13 protein-coding genes are annotated in these 10532 nt (G+C 71.2%); 9 read left to right on the forward strand and 4 right to left on the reverse strand.

The window, feature by feature from the left end:
- Window positions 1-16: 16 nt before the first annotated feature.
- The 4 genes from G6039_RS03220 (at window position 17) to G6039_RS03235 (ending at window position 2251) form a co-directional block, all read left to right on the forward strand.
- Window positions 17-397: a DivIVA domain-containing protein gene (locus tag G6039_RS03220; protein WP_043799256.1), complete on the forward strand. Its 381-nt coding sequence runs from the start codon at window positions 17-19 to the stop codon at window positions 395-397.
- A 2-nt stretch (window positions 398-399) separates the two neighbouring features.
- A complete protein-coding gene (locus G6039_RS03225) occupies window positions 400-996 on the forward strand; it encodes a DNA-3-methyladenine glycosylase I (protein ID WP_006938803.1) in 597 nt (198 codons plus the stop codon).
- A 123-nt stretch (window positions 997-1119) separates the two neighbouring features.
- Entirely contained in the window at window positions 1120-1287 is a 168-nt protein-coding gene (locus G6039_RS03230) for a DUF3117 domain-containing protein (protein ID WP_003936084.1), read from the forward strand.
- Window positions 1288-1399: 112 nt separating this feature from the next.
- The gene (locus G6039_RS03235; protein ID WP_006938800.1) at window positions 1400-2251 is read left to right on the forward strand and encodes a putative RNA methyltransferase; all 852 of its coding nucleotides are present in this window, start codon (window positions 1400-1402) and stop codon (window positions 2249-2251) included.
- 10 nt (window positions 2252-2261) lie between these two features.
- On the opposite strand, the gene glgA is transcribed toward G6039_RS03235, so the two are convergent.
- The gene (gene glgA / locus G6039_RS03240) at window positions 2262-3437 is read right to left on the reverse strand and encodes a glycogen synthase (RefSeq protein WP_029542466.1); all 1176 of its coding nucleotides are present in this window, start codon (window positions 3435-3437) and stop codon (window positions 2262-2264) included.
- Window positions 3438-3524: 87 nt separating this feature from the next.
- Here glgA and glgC point away from each other — a divergent pair, with 87 nt between their 5' ends.
- Window positions 3525-4739 (forward strand): glucose-1-phosphate adenylyltransferase, encoded by a 1215-nt coding sequence (gene glgC, locus G6039_RS03245; RefSeq protein WP_037200697.1) that lies wholly within the window; start codon window positions 3525-3527, stop codon window positions 4737-4739.
- 19 nt (window positions 4740-4758) lie between these two features.
- Here glgC and G6039_RS03250 read toward each other — a convergent pair whose 3' ends face one another.
- Complete coding sequence (locus G6039_RS03250; RefSeq protein ID WP_006938797.1) at window positions 4759-5388, reverse strand: O-methyltransferase; 630 nt, start codon at window positions 5386-5388, stop codon at window positions 4759-4761.
- A 244-nt stretch (window positions 5389-5632) separates the two neighbouring features.
- On the opposite strand from G6039_RS03250, the gene sigE reads away from it, so the two are divergent.
- From sigE to tatB, 4 genes are all read left to right on the forward strand, one after another.
- Window positions 5633-6259, forward strand: a complete 627-nt coding sequence (gene sigE, locus G6039_RS03255) for an RNA polymerase sigma factor SigE (RefSeq protein WP_006938796.1) — start codon at window positions 5633-5635, stop codon at window positions 6257-6259.
- Between the two features lie 16 nt (window positions 6260-6275).
- Window positions 6276-6629, forward strand: coding sequence for a zf-HC2 domain-containing protein (locus tag G6039_RS03260; RefSeq protein WP_029542469.1), 354 nt, complete (start codon window positions 6276-6278; stop codon window positions 6627-6629).
- A gap of 190 nt (window positions 6630-6819) precedes the next feature.
- Window positions 6820-8271 carry a S1C family serine protease gene (locus tag G6039_RS03265; RefSeq protein WP_037201547.1) on the forward strand — a complete coding sequence of 484 codons (1452 nt, stop codon included), beginning with the start codon at window positions 6820-6822 and terminating at the stop codon, window positions 8269-8271.
- Window positions 8272-8355: 84 nt separating this feature from the next.
- Window positions 8356-8736, forward strand: a complete 381-nt coding sequence (gene tatB / locus G6039_RS03270; RefSeq protein WP_006938788.1) for a Sec-independent protein translocase protein TatB — start codon at window positions 8356-8358, stop codon at window positions 8734-8736.
- Window positions 8737-8806: 70 nt separating this feature from the next.
- Here tatB and G6039_RS03275 read toward each other — a convergent pair whose 3' ends face one another.
- Entirely contained in the window at window positions 8807-9940 is a 1134-nt protein-coding gene (locus tag G6039_RS03275; protein ID WP_043799258.1) for an Mrp/NBP35 family ATP-binding protein, read from the reverse strand.
- Between the two features lie 25 nt (window positions 9941-9965).
- The coding region (locus G6039_RS03280; protein WP_206530683.1) for a lytic murein transglycosylase at window positions 9966-10532 on the reverse strand (567 nt) is incomplete at its 5' end.

The raw sequence follows: 10532 nt of genomic DNA on the forward strand, positions 1-10532 counted from the left end.
GTGCCAAGATCGGTACATGCTGACGGTTCTGCTCTACCTGCTCGTCATGGTGGTCGTCGGCGCGGTGCTGTTCCTCGTGGCGAGCGCGGTGTTCGGCCGCGGGGAGACCCTGGCGCCGATCCCGCCGGGCACCACCGCCACGGCCCTGCCGGTCACCGACGTGACCGGCGCGGACGTCCGGGATCTGCGTTTCCAGCAGGTGCTGCGGGGCTACAAGACCGCCGAGGTGGACTGGGCGCTCGACCGGCTCTCGCACGAGATCGACGACCTGCGGGCCAGGCTCGCCGCGTACGAGGACGCCGAGCGGGGCACGCCCGGTGGCGACGCCGCGGTGGGGCAGGCCGACGCATCCGTTGCGGTAGAGGCCGCAGGGGACCGCTCGGACAGGGGGGAGTAGCGATGGACGAGGACCGGGTGCGCTGTCCGTGGGCGGTGGATCCGCCGGGGTCCACGCTGTACCGGGACTACCACGACGAGGAGTGGGGCCGCGAGCTGCACGGGCGCGACGAGCTGTTCGAGCGCCTTGCCCTCGAGGCGTTCCAGTCGGGGCTGTCGTGGCTGACGATCCTGCGCAAGCGGGAGGCGTTCCGGTCGGCGTTCGCGGGGTTCGACGTCGAGGTGGTCGCCCGCTACACGGACGACGACGTCGCTCGCCTGCTCGGCGACGCCGGCATCGTCCGGAACCGGCGCAAGGTCGAGGCGGTGGTCGCCAACGCCCGGGCGGTGCTCGACCTGGAGGGCACGGACCTCGACGCGCTGCTGTGGTCGTTCGCGCCGGCGCGGCGCGCCCGGCGGTTCCGCTCCGTGGCGGAGGTGCCGGCGGTGACACCGGAGTCGACGGCAATGGCCCGCGAACTGAAGCGGCGCGGCTTCGCGTTCGTCGGTCCTACCACGGCGTATGCGCTCATGCAGGCCACCGGCATGGTCGACGATCACCTCGCCGACTGCTGGGTCGAGACGGACGTTCGACCAGTTTCCGGCCACATTAGGGCATAGTCAGCTACCCGGCGGTCGGCCGGATAGGGAAGAATGATGTGGCGAGCCTCGTCGAATTCCGACGAGGCCCCCACGGTAACCCACGCGCGCAAGAGTCGAGCGCAGATTTGGAGGGAGCAGAGGATGGCGGCCATGAAGCCCCGGACCGGGGACGGTCCCCTCGAAGCAACCAAAGAGGGACGAGGAATCGTCATGAGGGTTCCACTCGAGGGTGGCGGACGTCTGGTCGTCGAACTCACGCCGGAGGAAGCTGCAGCGCTCGGCGAAGAGCTCAAGGGCGTCACCAGCTAGGTGTCGGCACCCGGCGGCGATTCGCCGGGTTCTCCGGGCCCCGCGCTCCACGGTGCGCGGGGCCCGTTGCTGTTCGTACTCCGGTGCTCTTCGTTTCTCGGAAGGACTGCCCGTGCTCGACGCGGTGACCGATCTGCTCGCCTGCCCGCAGTGCGAGCGCGGACTCGATCTCGACGACGGCGTGCTGCTGTGCGAGGCCGGGCACAGCTTCGATGTCGCCCGCCAGGGGTATGTCAGCCTCCTCACCGGGGCCGCGACGCGGTTCACCGGCGACACCGCGGAGATGATCGCCGCGCGGGCGGACTTCCTCGAGGCGGGACACTACGATCCGCTGCGCGACGCCGTCGCCCGCGCCTGTGCCGAGCGTCCCGGCGGCGACGGCACCGCCCGCGTCCTCGAGGTGGGCGCCGGCACCGGGCGGTATCTCGCGGCGGTGCTCGACGCGCTGCCGGGCAGCCGCGGCGTCGGGCTCGACGTGTCCAAGCCCGCGGTCCGGCGCATCGCCCGCAGCCATCCCCGCGTCGGGGCCGTGCTCGCCGACGTGTGGCGGCAGTGGCCGATCCGCAGCGGCGTCCTCAGCCACGTGCTGTCCGTCTTTGCGCCGCGCAACGCCGCCGAGACGCACCGGGTCCTCGCGCCGGGCGGCGTGCTCGTCGTCGCGGCCCCCACCCCGTCGCACCTGCGCGAGCTGGTGGCCCTGCCCGGCATGGTCCAGGTGGACGAGCGCAAGACCGAGCGGCTCGGGGCGGCCCTGTCCGGCGCGTTCGAGCGGGTCGACCGCGCCGACGTGCAGTACACCCTGGAACTCGACCGTCCGGCACTCGGACAGCTGGCCGGCATGGGGCCCTCGGGGCACCACCTGACCGCCGAGCGGCTGGCGGAGCTGGTCTCGGGGCTGCCGGAGCCGTTCCCGGTGACCGCCTCGGTGACCGTCACCGTGTGGGAACGGCGCGCGACGCACTGAGCCGGGACGCTCAGTGCCGCGCGGCGGCGACCTCCTGGTACACCGCGAGGGTCTGCCGCGCGATCTGCGCCCAGGAGAACTCCGCGATGGCCCGCACCCGTCCGGCCCGGCCCATCTCCGCAGCCAGGGCGGCGTCGCCGGCGACCTCGTTGATCGCCGCGGCCAGCGCCTGCTCGTACGCCCGCGGCTCGTAGGAGTTGTAGTGCACGAGCCGGCCGGTGACCCCGTCCTCGACGACCTCGGGGATGCCACCGACGTCCGACGCGACGACAGCGGTCTCGCAGGCCATCGCCTCGAGGTTCACGATACCCAGTGGCTCGTACACCGATGGGCACACGAAAACTGATGCCGCGGAAAGGATCTCACGGACCGAGTCGGTGGGGAGCATTTCGCGGACCCAGAAGACGTTGCCGCGCCGGCGCTCGAGTTCGGCCACCGCCTGCTCGGTCTCGGCGGCGATCTCCGGGGTGTCCGGCGCGCCGGCGCACAGCACCAGCTGAATTCCGGGGTCCACGTCGTGGGCGGCGGCGATGAGGTGCCCGACGCCCTTCTGGCGCGTGATGCGCCCGACGAACGCGACGATCGGCCGATCGGGGTCCACCCCGATCTTCTCCAGGGCGGACGGCTCGCCCGGCTCGGCCGGCCCCGGGTGCCACACCCCGGTGTCGATGCCGTTGCGCACCACGTGCACACGGGCCGGGTCGACGAACGGATATGCGTCCAGCACGTCGAGGCGCATCCCAGCGCTGACCGCGATGACCGCGTCCGCGTGCTCGACCGCGTTGCGTTCGGACCACGAGGAGACGCGGTAGCCGCCGCCCAGCTGCTCGGCCTTCCACGGCCGGCGCGGTTCGAGCGAATGTGCCGTCAGCACGTGCGGCACGTCGTACAGCTCGGCGGCGAGATGCCCCGCGAGGCCGGTGTACCAGGTGTGGGAGTGGACGACGCCGGCACCGCTCGCGGCGTGCGCCATCCGCAGCTCGGCGGACAGCGTCGTCAGCGCCGGGTTGGCGCCCGCCAGTTCGGGGTCGGGTCCGTGGACGAAGGCGCCCTCGCGGGGCGCCCCCATGCAGTGCACGTCGACTTCGCACAGCCGGCGCAACTGCGCAACCAATTCGGTGACGTGCACGCCGGCACCACCGTAGACCTCCGGCGGGTACTCCCGCGTCATCATTGCCACCCGCACCGGATCAAACTATCCGGCGCGTGACGTTCCGGCCACCGATGGGCCTCTTCGCTGGCGGCGGAGGGGGGTGGCGGATAGGTTGACTGTGTGAGGAGCCAGCCCCATGTGCTTGGAATCGTGCTCGCCGGCGGCGAGGGCAAACGCCTGTATCCGCTGACGGCGGACCGCGCGAAACCGGCGGTACCGTTCGGCGGTGCCTACCGACTGATCGACTTCGTGCTGAGCAACCTGGTCAACGCCGGGTTCCTGCGGATCTGCGTGCTGACCCAGTACAAGTCCCATTCGCTGGACCGGCACATCTCCCAGACCTGGCGCCTGTCGGGCTTCACCGGCGAGTACATCACCCCGGTGCCGGCGCAGCAGCGGCTCGGGCCGCGCTGGTACACCGGCAGCGCCGACGCCATCCTCCAGTCGCTCAACCTCGTCTACGACGAGGATCCGGAGTACATCGTGGTGTTCGGCGCCGACCACGTCTACCGGATGGACCCGGAGCAGATGGTGAGCCAGCACATCGAGTCCGGCGCGGGCGTGACCGTCGCCGGCATCCGGGTACCCCGCAGCGAGGCGTTCGCGTTCGGTTGCATCGACACCGACGAGCAGGGCCGCATCACCCAGTTCCTCGAAAAGCCCGCGCACCCGCCCGGCACCCCGGACGATCCCAACGTCACCTTCGCCTCGATGGGCAACTACGTCTTCACCACCAAGGTGCTGGTGGAGGCGCTGCGGGCGGACTCCGAGAACCCGGACTCGGACCACGACATGGGCGGCGACATCATCCCCGCCCTCGTCGCGCAGGGCGCCGCGCACGTCTACGACTTCAACGACAACGTCGTGCCGGGCGCCACCGAACGCGACCGTGGCTACTGGCGCGACGTCGGCACCCTCGACGCGTTCTACGACGCGCACATGGACCTGGTGTCGGTGCACCCGATCTTCAACCTCTACAACCGGCGCTGGCCGATCCGCGGCGCCTCCGAGATGTGGCCCCCGGCGAAATTCGTCCAGGGCGGTCTCGCGCAGGAGTCGATCGTCGGATCGGGCAGCATCCTGTCGGCCGCCACCGTCCGCAACTCGGTGCTCAGCTCCAACGTCATGATCGAGGACGGCGCCACCGTCGAGGGCAGTGTCCTGATGCCGGGCGTGCGCATCGGCAAGGGCGCGGTCGTGCGGCGCGCGATCCTCGACAAGAACGTCGTCGTCGGCGACGGCGAGATCATCGGCGTGGACCTCGAACGCGACCGGCAGCGCTTCGCCGTCAGCAGCGGCGGCGTCGTCGCCATCGGCAAGGGCGTGTGGATCTGATCGGGGCGTGCGCCGGGGCCTAGAGCTTGGCGGCGCAGAGCAGCCCGTCGCCCACCGGCAGCAGCACCGGTGCGAGACGCTCGTCGGTCACCACGGCCCGCGTCGCCTCTCGGACGGCGAGGACGGCGGAGTCACGCTCGCCCGGGTCGGCGACGCGGCCGCAGAGCAGCGCGTTGTGCAGCACGATGACCCCGCCCGGTCGCAACAGCCGCACGCCCTCGCGGACGTAGTGCGGATGATCGGCGGGGGTGGCGTCGACGAAGACCAGGTCGTAGGCAGAGTCGGCCAGCCGTGGCAGCACGTCCAGCGCGCGCCCGTTGATCAGCCGGGTGCGGGAGGCCGTGACGCCGGCCTCCCGGAACGCGGTCTTGGCGGCACGCTGATGCTCGGGCTCGCTGTCGATGGTGGTGAGGACGCCGTCCTCGCGCAGGCCCCGCAGCAGCCAGAGTCCGCTGACGCCGGCGCCGGTGCCGACCTCGACGACGGTCCGTGCGTCGAGCATGCGGGTGAACATCGCCAGGGCCGCGCCCACTGCTGCCGGGATCGGATCTGCGCCGAGATCGAGGGCACGCTCACGCGCCAGGGCGAGGTTCTCGTCCTCGGTGACGTTCTCGACGTGGGCCAGGATCCGTTCGGCATTCGTGTGCACCCCAGTGAGGTTATCGTCGCCGGGGGCCGGTCGCAGGCAGGCGCGCACGGCGGGTGGATTCTCAGGCGATGCTCAGGTTGCTCATATCGGCACCACATCCCCGTGCGTGAGGGTGTAGATACCACATCAGACCGCACCGACAGCGCGATCGGGGTACCGGGAACAAGCCGGCGCCCTCGGGTGTTGGACGAAGACACCGACACCCACGATCAGCGGTCCCGAAGAGGAGGATCCAGCGATCCACATGGCCGATTCCCCCCAGCTCCCCAGCCCCGACGCCGAGCCCACGGCCGACGTCGAGCTCACCGGCACGGCAGTGTTCGACGCCACCGGTGACCGTGCGGTGATGCCGTCGTGGGACGAGCTGGTGCGCGAGCACGGCGACCGGGTGTACCGGCTCGCCTACCGCTTGTCCGGAAACGCGCAGGACGCCGAGGACCTCACCCAGGACACGTTCATCCGGGTCTTCCGCTCGCTGCAGAACTACCAGCCGGGCACCTTCGAGGGCTGGTTGCACCGCATCACCACCAACCTGTTCCTCGACATGGTCCGGCGCCGCAACCGCATCCGCATGGAGGCGCTGCCCGAGGACTACGACCGCGTGCCCTCCGAGGGCCCCGACCCCGAGCAGATCTACCACGATGCCCGGCTCGGCGCCGACCTGCAGTCCGCCCTGGACTCGCTGGCGCCGGACTATCGTGCTGCTGTCGTCCTGTGTGACATCGAAGGCCTGTCCTACGAGGAGATCGGTGCCACACTGGGAGTCAAGCTCGGCACGGTGCGCAGCCGCATCCATCGCGGACGGCAGGCGCTGCGTGAGCACCTGCGCGAGCATGGGAAGGTCGAAGTCGGTCGAGTCGATGCGGGGTAGCCGCCAGGAGGATTTCATGACGAGGGCACACCCGACCCGCCGGTTCGGTTCCACGGAGCACCTGGCGAGTGAGGCTGTGGCAGCGTACGTGGACGGCGAACTGCGGATGAACGCGTATCTCCGGGCGGCCGAGCACCTGGCCGTGTGCCCGGAGTGCGCCACGGAGGTCGAGGCCCAGCAGCAGGCCCGGCGCGCGTTGCGCGACGCCGCCCGGACGGCGCCGCCCCCGATGCCGAGTTCCCTCCTGGGTGCCCTCGCCGACATCCCGCAGCACCACCAGGACCTGTCCGCGCCCGGCTTCGGGGGAGTGCTGGCGGCCGACCAGTCCTGGCCCGCCGGGCGGCGCTGGCCGATCCGTTGGCGCCGTTGACGGTGCTCGCGTCCTTCCGCGCCGTGATCGACCCGCGACGGTCGGTGGCGGTGCCACCGGTGCCATCGGTGATACTGGGCACCGTGACTGACGGACACGGGGGAGACGGGCACGCGTGACAGCGGAATCAGTGGAGTCCGAGCGCCGGGCCGCCTCGACGTCGGACACGGACGGCGCTCCCGCGCCGGGCGTGTCGCACCGCGCCGACGCCCCGCGCCTGCAGCCCCGCCCGGTCTATCGCCCGGACGTCGACGCCGCCGCCAGCAGCGTCTTCGGCCGGCCGGCCGGTACGACGGGCTCGTTCGGCCGGTCCGCCGAGGAACGGGCCGCGGAGCCGCGGGTCGGCCACGGTGCGCCCGCCGATCCGGTGCTGGCCGAGGCGTTCGGCCGACCCGTGGGCACCTCCGAGATCCTGCAGCGGCCCCCGGCCGACCCGGATGCCGAGACCGATGCGGACGGCCCCGAGCCCGACCCGTGGCGCGACCCCACGACGAACGTGCGCCTGGGCGCGCCTGCGCAGGCCCGCGACGAGCGCCCGCTGCCGCCCGCCCCCAAGCTCACGCTGCGGGAAGTCCTCTTCGGCGGTCGGATCGAGACCCGCGCCCTCGCGACGCTGGCGGCGGTCGCGCTGACCATCGGCATGATCGGCGGTCTCGTCGTCGCGCTGATCACGTCCGACACCGGCTCCCTCACCAGCCGCAGCGTGACGCTGGCCCAGGTGGAGCAGGACGGCGACCTGCCGACCGGGCAGGTGGCCCGCGTGGCCGACGCGGTGCTGCCCGCCGTCGTCTCCATCCAGGTCACCGTCGGCGACGAGTCCGGCACCGGGTCCGGTGTCGTGATCGACGGTGCCGGATACATCGTCACCAACAACCACGTGATCTCGATGGCCGCGACCGGTCCGGACGCGAAGATCCAGGTCACTTTCAACGACGGCACCAAGGTGCCCGCACAGATCGTCGGGCGCGACATCAAGACCGACCTGGCAGTGCTCTCCGTCGACGTGGACAACCTCACGGTCGCCGAACTGGGCCGTTCCGGGGACGTGCAGGTCGGTGAGGACGTCATCGCCGTGGGTTCGCCGCTCGGGTTGAGCAAGACCGTCACCCGCGGCATCGTCAGCGCCCTCAACCGGCCGATGCGCCTGGGCGGTCAGGGCACCGACACCGACGCCGTGATCGACGCGGTGCAAACCGACGCCTCCATCAACCCCGGCAACTCCGGCGGCCCGCTCGTCGACGCCGAGGGCCGCGTCATCGGCATCAACTCGGCCATCAAGACCGAGACCGGCGGTTCCGTCGGTCTGGGGTTCGCCATTCCCATCGACGACGTCACCGCCGTCACCCAGGAACTGATCCGCACCGGCGCGATGCGTCATCCGGAGATCGGCGTCAACGCCCGCAGCGTCGTCAACGACGTCGCCAGCGGCGCCGAGGTGGCCAACGTGCAGGAGGGCAGCCCCGCGCAGCAGGCCGGGATCGTCGAGGGCGACGTGATCGTCAAGGTCGGGGACCGCGAGGTCACCAGCGCGGACGAGCTGGTCGTCGCGGTCCACGCCCAGAAGATCGGCGAGCCGGTGACGGTGCAGCTGGTCCGCTCGGGCCGTCTCGTGGACGTGCAGGTGACCCCGCAGTCCGACTGACCGTCGGCTCCCTGTTCGCTGGGAATTCGCTGTGACCTGGGTCCTCCGGGCTGCGAACGGCGCGGCACCACGTACCCTGGAGCGGTGTTCGGCAACATCGGTTGGGGCGAATTCATGGTCCTCCTCGTCGCGGCGCTCGTGGTCCTCGGCCCCGAGCGGCTGCCCGGCGCGGTGTCGTGGGTGACCAAGTCGCTGCGGCAGGTCCGCGACTACGCGTCCGGCGCGAAGGAGCAGCTGAAGGAGGAGCTGGGCCCCGAGTTCGACGACCTGCGTCAACCCCTGTCCGAACTCAACGAGCTGCGCGGCATGACGCCCAAGGCGGTCATCACCAAGCACCTGCTGGACGGCGACGACTCGCTGCTCACCGGCAACTTCGACAAGCCCGGCACCAAGCCGGTGAGCAAGCCCGTCCCGCCGCCGCTGGCGGCCGGGGAGAAGCCCCCCATCGACTCCGACGCGACGTAGGCCGCTGCGCGGCCGGTGTGTCCTTCGGGCGGCAGGAGCAACGTAAAGGGCACACCGGCGCCGCAGGCGCCTACAGGTGGCGGGTGGTGTCGATCCCCAGCGACATGCCGGCCAGGCCGCGGCGCCGCACGGCGAGCTTCTCGGCGATCTCGCGCAGCGCCGTACCCGCAGGCGACTCGGGGGCGCTGAGAACGATCGGGGTGCCGGCGTCACCGGCCTCGCGCACCGCCGGATCGAGCGGGATCTGGCCCAGCAGCGGGACGGTCGCGCCGACGGCGCGGGTGAGCCGCTCGGAGACGGCCTGACCGCCGCCCGTGCCGAACACGTCCATCCGGGTACCGTCGGGCAGTTCGAGCCACGACATGTTCTCCACGACGCCGACGATGCGCTGGCGGGTCTGCAGCGCGATGGAGCCGGCCCGTTCGGCGACCTCCGCGGCGGCCTGCTGCGGCGTGGTGACGACGAGGATCTCGGCGCCCGGGATCAGCTGCGCGACGGAGATCGCCACGTCGCCGGTGCCGGGCGGCAGGTCGAGCAGCAGCACGTCCAGATCGCCCCAGAACACGTCGGCGAGGAACTGCTGCAGCGCACGGTGCAGCATCGGTCCGCGCCAGACCACGGGCGTGTTGCCCTGGGTGAACTGGGCGATGGAGATCATCTTCACGTCGTGCGCGACGGGCGGCATGATCATCCGCTCCACCTGGGTGGGCTTGGCGTCGGTGCCGAGCATCCGTGGGATGGAATGGCCGTAGATGTCGGCGTCGAGCACGCCGACGGACAGGCCCCGCGCGGCCATCGCGGCGGCGAGGTTGACCGTGACGGAGGACTTGCCGACCCCGCCCTTGCCGGAGGCCACCGCGTAGACGCGGGTGAGCGAGCCGGGCTGGGCGAACGGGATGACCGGCTCGGTGGAGTCGCCGCGCAGCGACTTGCGCAGCTCGGTGCGCTGCTCGTCGGTCATGACGCCGAGCTCGACGCGCACGGCGGAGACCCCGGCGACGTCGGCGACGGCCTTGGTGACGCGGTCGGTGATCTCGGTGCGCAGCGGACAGCCGGCGGTTGTCAGGTAGATGCCGACGTCGACGCTGCCGTCGCCGCCGATCTCGATGCTCTTGACCATGCCGAGCTCGGTGATGGGCTTGCGGATCTCGGGATCCTGAACCCGCGCCAGGGCGCTGCGAACGTCGGACTCGCTGACTGCCATGGCATCAATCGTAGGGGGCGCCCGATCAGTGGATGCGCGGCAGGTCCGCCGCGCTGGGGGTGACACCGGTCGAATAGGCGGCCGACCAGGCGAGCACGTTGGCAACGTATGCCATGGAGTTGTTGTAGCGATGGATGGCCTTGGTGGCCTGCGCGATGTCGTGCATGTTGTTTCCGCCGTCGCACAGGTACTTGGCGGTGGTGAGGGTGGAGTCGTACAGGTTCTGCGGGTCGGCGTCGCCGTCGCCGTCACCGTCACCGGCGTAGAGCTTCCACGTGGACGGGATGAACTGCATGGGGCCGACCGCCCGGTCGTAGACGGTGTCGCCGTCCAGGGTGCCGCCGTCGGTGTCACGGATGACGGCCTGGCCGCGCAGGCTGCCGTCGAGGGGCAGGCCGATCACGGGTTCGAGGAGGTTGCCCTTGTCGTCGGCCTTGCCGCCCTTGGCGTGGCCGGACTCGACCTGGCCGATGCCGGCGAGCAGCGTCCAGTACATGTTGCAGCCGGGGTTCTCGGCGGCGAGGATCCGCTCGGCGTTCTGGTAGGCGGCGAAGTTGATGCCGGGGATCCCGAGGGGGCCGGGCTGCAGCGG

This window comes from Rhodococcus aetherivorans (genome assembly GCF_011058165.1).
GTDB lineage: Bacteria > Actinomycetota > Actinomycetes > Mycobacteriales > Mycobacteriaceae > Rhodococcus > Rhodococcus aetherivorans.